The 14783-nt window shown below is 46.2% G+C and carries 16 protein-coding genes and 1 tRNA gene; 7 read left to right on the forward strand and 10 right to left on the reverse strand.

What is annotated here, in order from left to right; all coding sequences use genetic code 11:
* Positions 1–136: 136 nt before the first annotated feature.
* The 10 genes from Q0340_RS03410 to mraY form a co-directional block, all read right to left on the reverse strand.
* Positions 137–421, reverse strand: a complete 285-nt coding sequence (locus Q0340_RS03410; RefSeq protein ID WP_298082165.1) for a hypothetical protein — start codon at positions 419–421, stop codon at positions 137–139.
* Positions 418–654 carry a hypothetical protein gene (locus Q0340_RS03415; RefSeq protein ID WP_298082166.1) on the reverse strand — a complete coding sequence of 79 codons (237 nt, stop codon included), beginning with the start codon at positions 652–654 and terminating at the stop codon, positions 418–420. The genes Q0340_RS03410 and Q0340_RS03415 overlap by 4 nt, the downstream gene beginning before the upstream one ends.
* A complete protein-coding gene (locus Q0340_RS03420) occupies positions 636–851 on the reverse strand; it encodes a hypothetical protein (protein WP_298082167.1) in 216 nt (71 codons plus the stop codon). The genes Q0340_RS03415 and Q0340_RS03420 overlap by 19 nt, the downstream gene beginning before the upstream one ends.
* A gap of 113 nt (positions 852–964) precedes the next feature.
* A complete protein-coding gene (locus Q0340_RS03425) occupies positions 965–1114 on the reverse strand; it encodes a hypothetical protein (protein ID WP_298082168.1) in 150 nt (49 codons plus the stop codon).
* The gene (locus tag Q0340_RS03430) at positions 1098–1283 is read right to left on the reverse strand and encodes a helix-turn-helix domain-containing protein (RefSeq protein ID WP_298082169.1); all 186 of its coding nucleotides are present in this window, start codon (positions 1281–1283) and stop codon (positions 1098–1100) included. Before Q0340_RS03430 ends, Q0340_RS03425 begins: the two co-directional genes overlap by 17 nt.
* Before the next feature lie 198 nt (positions 1284–1481).
* Positions 1482–2219, reverse strand: a complete 738-nt coding sequence (locus tag Q0340_RS03435) for a hypothetical protein (protein ID WP_298082170.1) — start codon at positions 2217–2219, stop codon at positions 1482–1484.
* A gap of 10 nt (positions 2220–2229) precedes the next feature.
* Positions 2230–3474 (reverse strand): integrase arm-type DNA-binding domain-containing protein, encoded by a 1245-nt coding sequence (locus tag Q0340_RS03440; protein ID WP_298082171.1) that lies wholly within the window; start codon positions 3472–3474, stop codon positions 2230–2232.
* 445 nt (positions 3475–3919) lie between these two features.
* Positions 3920–3995, reverse strand: a tRNA-Phe gene (locus Q0340_RS03445).
* 556 nt (positions 3996–4551) lie between these two features.
* Positions 4552–6033: a UDP-N-acetylmuramoyl-L-alanine--D-glutamate ligase gene (murD, locus tag Q0340_RS03450; protein WP_298082172.1), complete on the reverse strand. Its 1482-nt coding sequence runs from the start codon at positions 6031–6033 to the stop codon at positions 4552–4554.
* A gap of 113 nt (positions 6034–6146) precedes the next feature.
* Positions 6147–7211, reverse strand: a complete 1065-nt coding sequence (gene mraY / locus Q0340_RS03455; RefSeq protein ID WP_298082173.1) for a phospho-N-acetylmuramoyl-pentapeptide-transferase — start codon at positions 7209–7211, stop codon at positions 6147–6149.
* Between the two features lie 199 nt (positions 7212–7410).
* Here mraY and gpmI point away from each other — a divergent pair, with 199 nt between their 5' ends.
* The 7 genes from gpmI to Q0340_RS03490 all read left to right on the forward strand — a co-directional run bounded on the left by gpmI (position 7411) and on the right by Q0340_RS03490 (position 14732).
* Positions 7411–8877, forward strand: coding sequence for a 2,3-bisphosphoglycerate-independent phosphoglycerate mutase (gene gpmI / locus Q0340_RS03460; RefSeq protein WP_298082174.1), 1467 nt, complete (start codon positions 7411–7413; stop codon positions 8875–8877).
* 101 nt (positions 8878–8978) lie between these two features.
* Positions 8979–9722: a 3-oxoacyl-ACP reductase FabG gene (fabG, locus tag Q0340_RS03465; RefSeq protein ID WP_297879893.1), complete on the forward strand. Its 744-nt coding sequence runs from the start codon at positions 8979–8981 to the stop codon at positions 9720–9722.
* A 68-nt stretch (positions 9723–9790) separates the two neighbouring features.
* Positions 9791–10027: an acyl carrier protein gene (gene acpP, locus Q0340_RS03470; RefSeq protein WP_005873350.1), complete on the forward strand. Its 237-nt coding sequence runs from the start codon at positions 9791–9793 to the stop codon at positions 10025–10027.
* Between the two features lie 18 nt (positions 10028–10045).
* Positions 10046–11263: a beta-ketoacyl-ACP synthase II gene (locus Q0340_RS03475; protein WP_298082175.1), complete on the forward strand. Its 1218-nt coding sequence runs from the start codon at positions 10046–10048 to the stop codon at positions 11261–11263.
* A complete protein-coding gene (gene accA, locus Q0340_RS03480; protein WP_298082176.1) occupies positions 11263–12201 on the forward strand; it encodes an acetyl-CoA carboxylase carboxyl transferase subunit alpha in 939 nt (312 codons plus the stop codon). The genes Q0340_RS03475 and accA overlap by 1 nt, the downstream gene beginning before the upstream one ends.
* 59 nt (positions 12202–12260) lie before the next feature.
* Entirely contained in the window at positions 12261–13607 is a 1347-nt protein-coding gene (gene rho, locus Q0340_RS03485) for a transcription termination factor Rho (protein ID WP_005873347.1), read from the forward strand.
* A 201-nt stretch (positions 13608–13808) separates the two neighbouring features.
* Positions 13809–14732: an acyltransferase gene (locus tag Q0340_RS03490; protein ID WP_298082177.1), complete on the forward strand. Its 924-nt coding sequence runs from the start codon at positions 13809–13811 to the stop codon at positions 14730–14732.
* Positions 14733–14783: the final 51 nt, after the last annotated feature.

Raw genomic sequence — 14783 nt, forward strand, 5'->3', positions numbered from 1 at the left:
GCCCTCGACGTATTCCGTCGCGCCCTGCGTGTGTTGCTTCCTTGCCGCTTCTTGGGTCACGCCGTAAGCTTGGGTTACTTGTCTATCTGATAAGCTCCACGTATCGCGATACTCCAAAATCTCTAAATCAAGATTGTTAAATTTTACTATCGCGCTCATTTTGACCTCCTTGCTCTTTTATTTCTACGCCCACAGCCTTTAGCCACCGGACGGCTTTAGCTCTTTGGGCGTCGTCTTTGAAATAAGCGATTTTGTGGTCTTTCTTTACCTCATCTCGCCATCTGCGACTTATCAATCCGCTTTGCTCTAGTTGTAGCAAATAGACGTTTTGATTACTTGCGATAATGCTTGCCGCCCTTATGGGCTTATCGCTATTTATCATTTTTAACAAAATCTGCTTTTTTACTATCGACGTTCTCATTTTTTCCGCTCCTCTCTTATGCCCGCTTTGACCTCTAAGGCCTTAATACTCTCCTCTTGCGTCCGCGTGATGTGAAATAAGTCATAAGCGCAATCTAACAGCTCCTGCGACGCTCCGTCCAGGCTCTGCACCTTGTAGATATGTAGCTGCCTTTTAAATGCCTTTAGCATATCCTTATCGCCCGCGCTGAAACAAAATGCGCTAGGTGTAAAATTTAGCTTACTCCGCCCCATTGCTCGCCCCCCTTTGTAGTTAAAAAGGTTAGGGCAAATCTTTCGTTCTCGGTTAGTAGCTCTTGCATTTGCTCGTTCTGCTTTGATAGCGCTAGGAATAAATCAAAGGCTACATCCTTAAAATTCGCCGTTTTGCTTCCGTCTAGCTCGTCCTGTAAGTATTTGAGATAAATATCGGGGTAGCACGCTTTTAGCATTTTTTCGTAATGCTCGGGCGCATTTTTTAGGTCTTTGCACTCGCTCGCAAAGTCCGCGATAGCCTTTTGATTTATCTCGTTCTCGCGTTCCTCGAATAGGTCAAACGCTACGCTTAGGGCTTCAACGCGCCCTTTTGTCGCTCGCCTTGCTCCTGAGCGTCCGCCTGCGCGTATATCGCCTTAATATCGGGATATTTAGATAAATAGGCGTAAAAACGTAAATACCGCCTTTTCTCGGCTTCGTCCTTAAACAGCGACTTCATCTTGCGCCGCCTTTCTCATAAAAAACGCCTCTACTTCGGAGGGGTCAAAAAAGGTGATGTTTTTGCTAAATTTTATCGGTCTTAGAAAGCCTTGTTTAGCAAAATACCACACCGTGCTTAAGCCTATGCCGTAGATATTAGCAATCTGCGCCGTTCTTAGATACTTCACTTTTTCTCATTGCTTAGCCTTTATTATTTGGATTATCTCTGCAGAGATTGTGCGAATTATGGCGAGATTGAAAAAGTTAAACAAGAAAGAATATTTTTAGGCGAATGAATAAAAGTGTTTAATTGTGAATAAAATCGGCAGGTAATTTAAAGGATAAAAGCCCTTAAAATAGAGCTTTTATCGGGGCTAAAAATATTTTTAGGCGTCTTGCGCGTCTTTATCGTTAGGATAAAAATATTTGTATATTTTATTTGCTAGCCTAGCTTTTTTGTTTTTATCCACGCCAACGATCTGATACATTTTCGCTTTTAAAATCAAGATGTTTGAAAATTTATCTCTTATCTTTTGAGTGTTGTTTAAAAGGTCGTATCTATCCTTTCGCTCTTTAAACGGCGCAAAATATTCGGTTGCTGCTCTCATAAATCTTTCGTATTCTGGATAAGGGTCGCAATCGCAATTGCGACCAAAAGGGTCGTGGATATACGGCTTGCCCGTTGAATACTCGCTAAAATAAAAAGTGTGATTTAAAAGCTCCAACGCCTCAAGATAATTTTCGTATCTTATGACGATGTCGCTTTTCTTAGCTTTTGCCTCTTTAATATTTTTAAAGAAATCTACGAAAGCGTTTAAAATTGCCTCTTTGGCTTCGTCTGATTGGTAAAAAGGAGTTAAAATTTTAAACTTGGGGAATAAATCGGGGTTGTAAGTAGTAGGAAAGAATTCATCATCGTCTTTATTTTTTATCATTTCGTTAAAGGCAATCAGTAAATTAGGATTAGGCCTTGCCTTATCGATGTATTCTAGCTTTTCTCTAATATCGGTTAAAACTTGTTCTATCGCCTCCGTATCTTGTTTTTCTTTATCGTCTTTTGCGCCTTGCGTATCTCTACTTTCGGATATTTTTACACCCTTGCTTAGTATCTCGCTTTTTGCCATTTCTTGCCTCCTAGTTGTTTTTTATTTTGAGAATGTAGCCGCTCCACCAGTCCAGCAAAATTTTAAGCTCGTCCAAAAAATCGGCTTTTTCGGAATAGCTTAAATCCACTTTATCGCCGTGTAGGTGGTCTAGCGCCTTTTTGATAGCCTCTTTGCTTACTCCGTGCTTTTGCATATTGTTAAACGCCTGCGTCATAAATATGCCCCGCAGGCTATGCAGGGTTACGATGCGCCCCGTCTGCCTATCTCTAAAGTCAAAGCCTTTAATCGCGTTCGTGGCGGTGTCTTTGTGGATATGCCCCGTAAAGTGCGAGTTAATAAAAATATGCTCGTATGCCCTGCTTAATTTCGCCTGGTCCTCAAGTATCCGCATAACCTCATCGCTAAGAGGTAGTTTAAAATCGCCTATCTCGCTACGCTTGATTTTCTGCTCGGCGCGCGGAATGGTTAAAAGCCTCCTATCGAAATCTACGTAATCCCATTTTAGGCGCGACAGCGGCGCGGCTCTTAGCGGTAGGTGTAGGCATAGCTTCATCGCATTTTTAATCGTCTCAAAATGGGGATAATCATAAATGGCGTTAAAAAATGCCTTTAAGTCCTGGCGCTCGGTTAGCTTGGCGTAATGCTCGACTTTGGTTTTAGGGATTAGGCTTTTGGCGTCGATATTTGCCATAATGTTAAGCTCCGCATACCCGCTCGATACGGCAAATAAAAAGACGCGGTTTAAAATTTGGTTGATTATCTCGGCGGTTTGCGGCGTAGTCTTTGACGTTTCTTTAAGGATGTCCGCTATCTCGCCGTGAGTAATGCTTTTTATGCCCCTATCTTTTAGTATCGGCATTACGTGGTTTTCAATGCGTCCGCGCTTGGTCTTTAGCGTTTGGGGCAGTATGCTTTTAGTCTCAAACTCTAGCCACTCGTTAAAGACCTTTTCAAAACTGAGATTATGCTCGCTTATTCTTTGAGCTTTGGCGCGCTTCTTTTCCGTGATAGGGTCGATACCTCTCATCACTAGCTTTTTAAGCTCGGTTCGCTTCTCTCGCGCTTCGGCTAGCGATAAAACGGGGTAGTTGCCTAGTCCCGTGTTATTCAGCTTGCCCGTATCGGGGCTAATAAAAGCAAATACCCAGCGCTTGCGCCCGCTTTTGCTTACTATCAACCCCAAGCCGTCGCCATCCGTGAGCTTGTAATCTTTGGCTTTTGGCTTTGCCTCTTTGATTTGCTTATCACTAAGCGGTTTTACTATCCTAGCCATTGCGTTCCAACTCCCTTAAATGCGTTATTTGAGACGATTTAAAAATATTTTTTCGGTTTTCGGCTCAAAATCCCGCGCAAAAATATTTTTAAAATCGCCGCCTTTTTGTTCTGCGTGTGCCTAAAATAGGGGGATTTGATGAGGTTTAAAATATTTTTTGCTTTTGCGGCGTTTTTTTAAGCTTGATAAAACCCCCATTTTGGGCGTTTCAAGCGTTTTAAAACATTTTTTGGAGTGCCTTGTAAGCCCGTTAGATAGGGCATTTGGTAAGTTTTAAAAATATTTTTTCGCTTGGCTTTCGGAATTTTGCCAAAAATATTTTTAAAATGTTTTTAAATTGCTAGCTTTGCTTGATTATTTTAGACTGCTTTAGAGGGTTAAAATCTCTTGAAGTCCGTATTTTAGGGGTTTTATTGGATTGTGTTAGATTGTAAAAAATAGGCAATGGTGGTTAGAGGCAGAATCGAACTGCCGACACGCAGATTTTCAGTCTGCTGCTCTACCGACTGAGCTATCCAACCACCGAAAAAGAAAAGTAATTTTAGCCATGCAATACTTAAATCTCGGTTAAAATCATCGATTTTCGCAAGATTTTTGCACATTGCGCCCCAAAACAACTAAATATACTCAGTTAAAATTTTCTAAATTTCAGTAGCGAAAATATTGCTTGTGCAGTAATTTGCAATAATCAAAATAAGCTATCGATCTAAAAAGCAAAGTGATATAAAATTTTACTATTTGGCTGACTTTGCAAATTGTACGCTTGGTCTTGGGCTATGCAAAGTAGATAAATTTGCGCTAGAAGATAGCATTGTTTTAAATTTGCGCGCATAACGGACAACGGGCTACAATTAGATAAATTTAACACTGAAAATGGCTTTAAATTTTTTGATTTGGCGAGGCATCTTTATATAAACATTGCGCCAAAGCCAATGGTTGTGTGACGTCGCGAGGCATGCTTTGGCTTTAGATTGCTTAGATATATCCGCGCGGCAGAAGCGTTGAAATTTTATAATGCGATTGCATGCTGTGTTAAATAAAATCTCAGCTCGATCTGGCTAACCTCGATAGGCCTATTTATCCAAGCTGTGCGACCTGTTTTTTAAATAGCTCGCCGCGTTCGGCGTAGCTTTTAAATTGATCCAAACTGGCACATGCAGGGCTTAACAGCGCTATTTCGCTCGCAGAATGTATGGAATTTTTAAAATTTTCGAAATTTTTAGAATTCTGCGAATTTCGAGTTTCACCGTCGTTTGTGCGGCGTTTCGGCGAATAGGCGTCGTCGCTTGCGGCAGATGAGCCGCCCCCTTCATACGGCGTATTTTCGCCGATCTTTGCGCTTTCTTTTGCCTTGCTGTCGCCGTCACACCTGCTATCCGTGCTTGAATTTTGTACTTCCAATTCGCTCGCGCCGCTTTTTTCAAAATCCGCGCCTCGGTACCGCTTCGAAATTTCGCTCACCGCGGTTTGTAAAATTTCGCAGCGCACGCAAGGAAGATTGTACTCGTCGCATAAAAGCACGATTTTATCGGTATTTGAGCCGATTGCGTAAATTCGCAGATTGTATTTTTTAAACTCCGCAAAAAGCGGGTGCAGATCCACGCCTTTATCGTCGCCGCCGAGGATCAGATGTATTTTGCGCCCCGCGTATCGCTTCAGCGCCTGCGCGCATGCATCGATGTTGGTGGCCTTCGTGTCATTGACCCAGACCCTGCCGCGCGCGTCGGTAAGCTCTTCGAGCTTATTGCCCTCGATCACGAAGTCGTTTAGTCGCATGGCGTCGTATCTGTCGAATAAAATTTTCTCCACGCACAGCGCCAAAAGCGCGTCGATCAAAAAGGGGGTGCGGAATTTTATCTCGCCTAAATCGATGCTGAATTTTTGCGCCAGATCCGCTTCGTCCTCGTAACAGATTACGCGAGCAAGGCTGTTTTGCGCGGCGGCGGAGCTTTCGTAGGCGCGCGGGATCAGCGCCACGGAGCCTTCGCGCATTTCTAGCAGCGGCGAGAGTTTGGCGCGCTCATATTCCGCGAAATCGCCGTGCCAGCTGAGATGATCGGGCGTGATCGCAAGCAGCACGTAGATGTCGGGGCGCGCGTGCTTGGTGTAGTGCAGCGTAAATGAGCTCGTCTCCAGCACCCAAATTTTGGCGCTTTTATCAAGCTTTGCAAGCGGGACGCCCACGTTGCCGCCCATTTGCGAGCCGTATCGCTCGAGCAGGTGCTGCATCATCTTCGTCGTCGTCGTCTTGCCGTTCGTGCCGCTGATCCAAATTTTAAGACCTTCGTAATCGTCGAAATAGTTGTATTCGCTGATTAAATTTCGTGCCTTTCGCACCAGTTCGTGATGCGGCGGGAAGCCCGGGCTCGGGATTTCAAGCTCGCTTGCGGCGGGATCGAACTCGCTTGGGTTTAAAAGCGCATTGCCGAACTCGTCCAGCTTCGGCGCGCCCGAAGAAATTTCAAATTTATCGTCGTAGATCTCCCAGCAGCCTTCGTCGCGGCAGTGCTCGGCGATCGCTCTAGTCGTAAGCCCGTAGCCAAATAGCGATTTTTTCATTTTTCTCCCCTTTCGCCCCATAAAATTCGAGTTATCTCGCCCGCGCCAAGCTCAGCCATCTCGCCGTTTCTCTCGCATCTTTCAAAAAACTGCGCTCAATCTGCGCTCGCATTTTATCTCAGTTTCAGCGATGTCAGCGCTATGATATTTGCGATCAGCGCGATGATCCAAAAGCGGATGATGATTTTGTTCTCGACCCAGCCTTTAAGCTCGAAATGGTGATGTATCGGCGCCATCAGGAAAATTCTGCGTTTAAAAATTTTAAAGCTGCCCACTTGCAAGATCACGCTGAGCGTTTCGATGACGAAGACGAAGCCGATCATTATGAGTAAAATTTCATTTTTCGTGATGACCGCGCAGTATCCTAAAAACGCGCCCACGCTGAGGCTACCGCTATCGCCCATAAAGACTTCGGCGGGGTAGCAGTTAAACCATAAAAACCCAAGCAGCGCGCCGATCAGCGCCGAGACGATGATGCAGACCTCGCCCGCGCCCGCGACGCGCGGTAGCAAGAGATATTGCGAGTAGATCGCATGCCCGCAAAGATAGGCAAATACGCCCAAGCTGCAGAGCGAAAACACCGAAGGAATGGTCGCTAGCCCGTCTAGCCCGTCGGTTAAATTTACCGCGTTTGAGCTAGCGCTTATCACGATCGTCCAAAACAGCGGCGCGAAGATCCATAAATTTAGCAGAGGGTATTTGAAAAACGGCACGAAAAATTCCCCGCCCAGGTCGCTAAAAGCATAAAGCGTAGCCCCGATCAGAAAAGCCAAGAAATTTTGCAGTGCAAATTTAGCCCGCGCGCTAAGGCCTGCGTGGTTTTGGCGGCCTAAAATTTTAGAGATATCGTCTTTGTAGCCGATGAACGCAAAGCCCGTAAGGCAAAGCAGGCCGCAGAGCACGAAGACGTTGTTTAGCTTGGCGCACAGCAGGCTAGCAAGCACCGCGGCGGTAACGAAAACGAGCCCGCCCATCGTAGGGGTCTTGCTCTTTTTCTGATGGTTTTGCGGCGCGAGCTCGTAGATGGGCTGCGCGGCGTGTCTATTTTGCGCCCAGCGGATAAACCGCGGCATAGCCCAGACCGAAAAACAAAAAGCGATAAAAAACGCAAGGCCTGCGCGCGCGGTGATGTATTGGAAGAAATTTATATTCGTAAGATGATAAAGATAATAAAACAAAGTTTGCCTTTGAAATTTTATGAAATTTTATTATGAAAATACGCATTTTAGTATAAAAGAGGTAAAATTTAGCTTTTAGGGCGGATGAAATTTTGTCGCATTTGCTAAAAGAAAGTATAATGCCGCTCGTAAAAACAGCGCCGCAGATCCGCCTCAAAAGGCCTGCACGGCGAAATTTAGACGAAATTTAGGAGCCAAAATGGGGCAAAAGACGATTTTACTTATCACCGACGGCATCGGCTTTAATGCGAGCGATAAATTTAACGCGTTCGCAAATGCTAAAAAGCCCGCCTATGATTATCTTTTTAAAAACGTGCCCAATACGCTGCTGCACACCTCCGGGCTTGCCGTGGGCTTGCCGCAAGGGCAGATGGGAAATAGCGAAGTAGGGCACATGACGATCGGAAGCGGTAGAATTCTGTATCAAAACCTAGTCAAAATCGATCGCGCGATCGACGAGGGCTCGCTTGAGAAAAACGAAGCGCTACAAAGCCTGCTTTCAAAGTGCCGCAGAGCGCACGTCATAGGGCTTTACAGCGACGGCGGCGTGCATTCACATCTGCGCCATTTTGACGCGATCTGCGAGATAGCGCAGAATGCGGGTTGCGAGACGTGGGCGCACGCTATCACCGACGGGCGCGACGTTTCGCCAAGCAGCGGAGCGGAATTTTTAAAGCATTTACAGGCTAAATTTAAAGTTGCGAGCGTGAGCGGGCGCTTTTATGCGATGGATCGCGACAAGCGCTTTGATCGCGTGAAGCGCGCTTACGACGTGCTTATGGGCGAAGCGGCGCCGCTTGAAATTTTGCCGAGCGAATACGTGTTGCAAAGCTACGAGCGCGGCGTGAGCGACGAATTTATCGAGCCTGCGATCTTTAACGGCTTTAGCGGTATCGGCGCGGATGACGGAGTTATTTTTATAAATTTTAGAAACGATCGCGCTAGAGAGCTTTGCGCGGCTTTGGGCGATGAGGGCTTCGGCGAATTCAAGCGAAAATTCGTCGTGCAAAATTTAATCACGATGAGTGAATACGACGCGAGCTTTAAATTTCCACTGCTATTTGAGAAGCCCGTGCTAAAAAACACGCTTTGCGAAGTGATCGCAGAAGCCGGTCTTACGCAGCTTCACACCGCCGAGACCGAAAAATACGCACACGTGACGTTTTTCTTTAACGGCGGCGTCGAGGAGCCGCTGCCGAACGAAACTCGCGTGCTGATCCCGAGCCCCAAAGTAAAAACCTACGACGAGCAGCCGCAGATGAGCGCGCCTGCGGTGTGCGATGCGGTGATTCGCGGCATCGAAGCGGGGATCGATTTCATCGTCGTAAATTTCGCAAACGGCGATATGGTCGGCCATACGGGCAATTACGACGCCGCGGTAAAGGCGGTCGAAGCGGTGGATGAGTGCATCGGTAAAATTTTAAGCGCGGCGAAGGCGCACGATTACGCCTACGTGCAGATTAGCGATCACGGAAACTGCGAGGCGATGCGAGACGCTGGCGGCGAAATTTTAACCAACCACACGACCTTTGACGTATTTTGCTTCGTGCTAGGGCGCGGCGTGCATGAACTAAAAAGCGGACTTGGGCTTAGCAACGTCGCAGCGACCGTACTAAAGCTAATGGGGCTGCCAAAGCCCGCGGAGATGGATGAGGCGCTATTTTGAAATTTAAACGGCGCGGGTCGCGAGTAGATTTAAACTGCTAAAATTTAGGTAAATTTGGATAAATTTACGCTAGAGATTAAAATTTTAACAAAAGGATAAGTATGAAATTTAGCGGGAAAAATGTTTTAATCACGGGCGCAAGCCGCGGTATCGGCGCACAGATCGCAAGGACTTTAGCGGGCTATGGGCTTAAGGTATGGATCAATTATCGCTCAAAGCCCGAGATAGCTGACGCGCTGCTAGAGGAGATCCGCGCAAACGGCGGAGAGGGTGCGGTGATAAAATTTGACGCGACGAACGAGGCGGAATTTAGCGAGGCGATTGCCCTGATCGCGCAAAGCGACGGCGAGCTAAGCTATCTCGTAAATAACGCGGGCGTCACGAACGACAAGCTCGCGCTTAGGATGAAGCTGGAAGACTTCATGGGCGTGATCGAAGCAAATTTAAGCAGCGCCTTCATCGGCTGCCGCGAAGCCCTAAAACTAATGAGCAAAAAGCGCTTCGGCGCGGTCGTAAACATCGCCTCGATCGTCGGCGAAATGGGCAATGCCGGGCAGGTCAATTACAGCGCGAGCAAGGGCGGAATGATCGCGATGAGTAAGAGTTTCGCAAAGGAGGGCGCAGCGCGCGGCATCCGCTTCAACTGCATAACTCCAGGCTTCATCGCTACGGATATGACGGACGCGCTAAGCGACGACGTAAAAGCAAGCTACGAAGCGAGCATCCCGCTTAAGCGCCTCGGAAGCACGAGCGACGTCGCCGAAGGAGTTGCGTTTTTGCTAAGCGACGGTGCGGGCTACATTACAGGCGAGACGCTTAAAATCAACGGCGGGCTCTATATGTAGCGTTAAATAGCGGAATTTAAGGTTAAATATTATAGAATTACGCGGTATTTTTTTAAAGGAGTGCTAAAATGGCAGTATTTGAAGATGTAAGAGACGTAGTTGTAGAGCAACTAAGCGTTAGCCCGGATCAGGTTAAGCTAGATTCGAAAATTATCGAGGATTTGGGCGCGGACTCTCTTGACGTAGTTGAGCTTGTAATGGCTTTAGAGGAGAAATTCGGTATCGAGATTCCCGATAGCGAGTCCGAAAAATTAGTAAGCATTAAAGACGTAGTAGATTATATAGAAAATTTGCCTAAGAAATAAAATTTTAAGGAAGCGGTTTTGAAACGAGTCGTAGTAACGGGCATCGGGATGGTAACCTCTCTCGGGCTTGACAAACAGAGCAGTTTTGAAAATATCTGTAACGGAAAAACCGGGGTTGATAAAATTTCGCTCTTTGACGCTAGCGAATTTCCGGTTCAAATTGCAGCTGAAGTAAAAGGTTTCGATCCTTCGAGCATAATCGAGGATGGAAAAGAGATAAAAAAGATGGATAGATTTATCCAACTCGGGCTTAAAGCTGCGGGCGAAGCTATGGATGACGCTAAATTTAGTAGCTTTGATAGCGACGAATTCGGCGTTAGCTCCGCTAGCGGTATCGGCGGTTTGCCGAACATCGAGATAAATGCCAATACCTGCTTGCAGCGCGGCCCTAGGCGAATTTCTCCGTTTTTTATCCCTTCTGCATTAGTAAATATGCTCGGCGGCTTTGTTTCGATATATTATAAATTAAAAGGTCCGAATTTATCCAGCGTTACGGCTTGTGCGGCTTCTGCGCATTCGATTATGGACGCTGCGAGAGTTATTATGATTGGCGAAGCGAAAAAGATGCTCGCAGTGGGTGCCGAGGCTGCGGTTTGTCCCGTAGGTATCGGCGGATTTGCTGCGATGAAGGCGCTTTGTGCTAGAAATGACGATCCTGCGCACGCTTCGCGTCCGTTTGATGCAGAGCGAAATGGCTTTGTTATGGGCGAAGGCGCGGCGGCTTTGGTTTTAGAAGAGCTAGAAGACGCAAAAGCGCGCGGTGCTAAAATTTACGGCGAGCTCGTAGGATTCGGCGCTAGCGGCGATGCTTATCATATCACTTCGCCTAGCCTAGACGGACCGATCCGCGCTATGAAAAAGGCCTACGAGATGGCGGGACGCCCGAAGATTGATTATATCAATGCCCACGGAACATCCACTGCAATAAACGATAAAAACGAAACCGCGGCGTTAAAAAAACTTTTCGGCGAGGGCAAAGTGCCTGCGGTCAGCTCCACCAAGGGCCAGCTAGGACATTGCCTAGGCGCTGCCGGAGCGGTAGAGGCTGCGATCAGCCTTTTAGCGATGAAAAACGGCATCATACCGCCTACGATAAATCAAATTTCAAAAGATCCAGATTGCGATTTGGACTATGTGCCAAACGTAGCTAGGAAGGCCAAACTCGATTGCGTTATGAGCAATAACTTCGGATTCGGCGGCACAAACGCGTCGCTTATTTTCAAAAGAGTAGATTAATGGCGAGCTATCTGGACTTCGAAAAGTCTATAAAGCAGATCGACGAGGACATCACCGCCGCTAAAATTCGCGGTGATGAGGACGCGGTCGAAATTTTAAATAAGAACCTCGAAAAAGAAATTTCTAAAGTTTATAAGAATTTAAGCGAATACCAAAGACTTCAGCTTGCGCGCCACCCGGATCGCCCTTATGCGATCGATTATATTCGTGCGCTTTTGCAAGACGCTAGGGAGCTTCACGGCGACCGCGCCTTTAGGGACGATCCTTCGATTGTGTGCTATCTGGGTATTATGGGTAACCGCAAAATCACCGTAATCGCCGAGCAGAAGGGCCGCGGTACCAAAAATAAGTTGAAGCGCAATTTCGGCATGCCCCATCCGGAGGGCTATCGCAAGGCACTGCGCGTAGCAAAACTTGCCGAGAAATTTAACCTTCCTATTTTGTTTTTGATTGACACTCCGGGTGCATATCCGGGACTTGGTGCCGAGGAGCGCGGCCAAAGCGAAGCAATCGCGCGAAATCTATATGAGCTTAGCGATATTAAAACCCCTACGATCGCCATCGTTATAGGCGAGGGCGGCAGCGGCGGAGCTTTGGCTATTGGCGTAGCTGATCGGCTGGCGATGCTTCAAAACTCAATTTTTTCGGTTATCTCTCCTGAGGGCTGTGCTGCGATTTTGTGGAACGATCCGAGCAAGAGCGAGGCCGCTACGAAGGCGCTAAAGATCACAGCCGAGGAGCTAAAAGAGCTGGGCTTGATCGACGACGTGATAAAAGAGCCTAAAACGGGCGCCCACAGGGATAAGGACGGCGCGATAAAAGCGCTTGGAAACTACGTCTTAACCGAGCTGCACAAGCTAGACGATCTTAGTATAGACGAGCTCATCAGCAGAAGACAACAAAAAATTTTAAGGTTCGGTGCTTATAAAGAGAACTAAATTTTAAATTTCGCGACTTTTAAAACTAAATTTAATAACTTCACACTCTAAGAGGACAAATGGAAAATACAAATCAAAATTCCGCTCAGACCGCCGTTTCAAATTCTAATCAAAACGGCAGAAAAACTTACGCTAAAACGCACGTTCCCGTCGAGGGCTACCAGATCGAGGAGCTCCGCTCGATGGATCTTGAAAATCTCATCGCCATAGCAGACGAGCTAGGCGTCGAAAACCCGCGCGAATTCCGCCGCCAAGCGCTCGTTTTTGAAATTTTACGTATGCAGACGAAGCAGGGCGGCTTCATACTTTTTACGGGGATTTTGGAGGTTACCGCCGAGGGTTACGGCTTTTTGCGCGGCATAGATTCAAATTTAAGCGACAGCGCCAATGATGCCTACGTGAGCCTAAGCCAGATCCGCAAATTCGCCCTGCGCGTCGGCGACATCGTCACGGGCCAGGTGCGCGAGCCGAAGGATCAGGAGAAGTACTATGCGCTTTTAAAGATCGAGGCGATCAATTACAAATCGATTCAAGAGGCTAGAGAGCGCCCGTTATTTGACAATCTCACGCCGCTTTTTCCGACAGAAAAGCTCAAGCTCGAATACGATCCAATGCGCCTTACCGGTCGCGTGCTTGATCTTTTCACCCCGATCGGAAAGGGGCAGCGCGGACTAATCACGGCGCCTCCGCGTAGCGGTAAAACGGAGCTTATGAAGGAGCTTGCCAACGGCATTACGCGCAACCACCCCGAGGTCGAGCTTTTGGTGCTGCTAGTCGACGAGCGTCCCGAGGAGGTGACCGATATGGAGCGTAGCGTACGCGGGGAGGTGTTTAGCTCAACCTTCGATCAGCCTGCATTTAACCACGTCCGCGTCGCCGAGCTCGTCATCGAAAAAGCAAAACGCGCCGTCGAAAACGGCAAGGACGTCGTCATCCTGCTCGATAGCATCACCCGCCTTGCGCGCGCTTACAACACCGTCACGCCTAGCAGCGGCAAAGTCCTAAGCGGCGGCGTGGACGCAAACGCCCTGCACAAGCCGAAGCGCTTCTTCGGTGCGGCGCGAAATATCGAAAACGGCGGCTCGCTTACCATCGTCGCTACCGCGCTCATCGAGACCGGCTCGCGAATGGACGACGTGATCTTCGAGGAGTTCAAAGGCACGGGCAACAGCGAGATCATCCTCGATCGCAATATCTCGGATCGCAGAATTTACCCCGCGATCAACATTACCAAATCGGGCACGCGCAAAGAGGAGCTTTTGCAAGGTAGCGAAAATCTACAAAAGATCTGGGCGCTGCGCTCGGCGATCTCGACGATGGACGACGTCGAGGCGCTGAAATTTTTATACGCCAAGATGCTAAAAACCAAAGACAACACCGAGCTGCTATCTATAATGAACGGCTAAATTTTATTAAATTGATTCGTTATGAAATTTAATGCTTTATTATTCTTGCGTTAGGTTTTATGTAAACGACTTAGATTTTGATAAGAGATAGTCAAGGATTTTGGTTGTGGAGGAGGAATAGGTCAGCTCATTTTTTTGAGTACAACATACTCTCTATGAGCTTAAATCTATAAAAATTAAACAATATAAGTGAGTAATTCTATGAGTAATGATTTACAGCATCCAAAGTATAGACCAGATATAGACGGTTTAAGAGGAATAGCCATTTTATCTGTTGTGGCTTTTCATGCTTTTCCAAATAAAATAAGTGGCGGTTTTATAGGTGTAGATATATTTTTTGTAATATCTGGATTTTTAATTTCTACGATTATTTTTAATAATTTAGAAAAAGGAACATTTAGTTTCTATGAATTTTATGCTAGACGTATTAAAAGAATTTATCCGGCACTTTTCGTCGTATTATTCGCATGTCTTATTTTCGGATGGTTTGCTTTATTGCCGGAGGAGTATAAGCAGCTTGGTAAGCATACGGCCGGCGGAGCAGGGTTTATTGCAAATTTCATATTATGGAGCGAAGCCGGATATTTCGATAACTCTGCTGAAACTAAACCGCTACTACACCTATGGAGCCTTGGCATAGAAGAACAATTCTATATAATTTGGCCTTTTTTATTATGGTTTTTATGGAAGAAAAAATTTAATTTGCTAACTATATCGGTTATTATTCTGTTAATTTCTTTTATTTTAAATCTAAAAAGTATAAAACAAGATTTAGTAGCTACATTTTATTCGCCGCAGACGCGTTTCTGGGAACTTTTGTCTGGTGCTGTTTTGGCATGGTTAAATATACATAAAAATAATACTATTAAAAATTTTAAATTAAGGATAGATCATTACTTTTCAAAAATTATATATAGAGAAGGCATTCCAAATGATGGCAGATCTTTGTCTAATGTATGTGCCTTTATAGGTATTTCCATACTTATATATGGATTTTTGCATATATCTAAGACTATGCCATTTCCGGGTAAATGGGCAATAATACCTATTCTAGGTTCTATTTTTATTATTATCGCAGGTTCTAATGGGGGGGGCTTATATCAGCCAAAAGATATTATCAAATAAAATTTTAGTTTGGTTTGGGCTTATTAGCTTTCCGTTATATTTATGGCATTG

Source organism: uncultured Campylobacter sp. (genome assembly GCF_938045595.1).
GTDB lineage: Bacteria > Campylobacterota > Campylobacteria > Campylobacterales > Campylobacteraceae > Campylobacter_B.

Excerpts from the sequence above, each read along its gene's own strand:
- Q0340_RS03410 (WP_298082165.1), bottom strand. The coding sequence starts at position 421 with ATGAGAACGTCGATAGTAAAAAAGCAGATTTTGTTAAAAATGATAAAT.
- Q0340_RS03415 (WP_298082166.1), bottom strand. The coding sequence starts at position 654 with ATGGGGCGGAGTAAGCTAAATTTTACACCTAGCGCATTTTGTTTCAGC.
- Q0340_RS03420 (WP_298082167.1), bottom strand. The coding sequence starts at position 851 with ATGCTAAAAGCGTGCTACCCCGATATTTATCTCAAATACTTACAGGAC.
- Q0340_RS03425 (WP_298082168.1), bottom strand. The coding sequence starts at position 1,114 with ATGAAGTCGCTGTTTAAGGACGAAGCCGAGAAAAGGCGGTATTTACGT.
- Q0340_RS03435 (WP_298082170.1), bottom strand. The coding sequence starts at position 2,219 with ATGGCAAAAAGCGAGATACTAAGCAAGGGTGTAAAAATATCCGAAAGT.
- Q0340_RS03440 (WP_298082171.1), bottom strand. The coding sequence starts at position 3,474 with ATGGCTAGGATAGTAAAACCGCTTAGTGATAAGCAAATCAAAGAGGCA.
- murD (WP_298082172.1), bottom strand. The coding sequence starts at position 6,033 with ATGAAAAAATCGCTATTTGGCTACGGGCTTACGACTAGAGCGATCGCC.
- gpmI (WP_298082174.1), top strand. The coding sequence starts at position 7,411 with ATGGGGCAAAAGACGATTTTACTTATCACCGACGGCATCGGCTTTAAT.
- fabG (WP_297879893.1), top strand. The coding sequence starts at position 8,979 with ATGAAATTTAGCGGGAAAAATGTTTTAATCACGGGCGCAAGCCGCGGT.
- acpP (WP_005873350.1), top strand. The coding sequence starts at position 9,791 with ATGGCAGTATTTGAAGATGTAAGAGACGTAGTTGTAGAGCAACTAAGC.
- accA (WP_298082176.1), top strand. The coding sequence starts at position 11,263 with ATGGCGAGCTATCTGGACTTCGAAAAGTCTATAAAGCAGATCGACGAG.
- rho (WP_005873347.1), top strand. The coding sequence starts at position 12,261 with ATGGAAAATACAAATCAAAATTCCGCTCAGACCGCCGTTTCAAATTCT.
- Q0340_RS03490 (WP_298082177.1), top strand. The coding sequence starts at position 13,809 with ATGAGTAATGATTTACAGCATCCAAAGTATAGACCAGATATAGACGGT.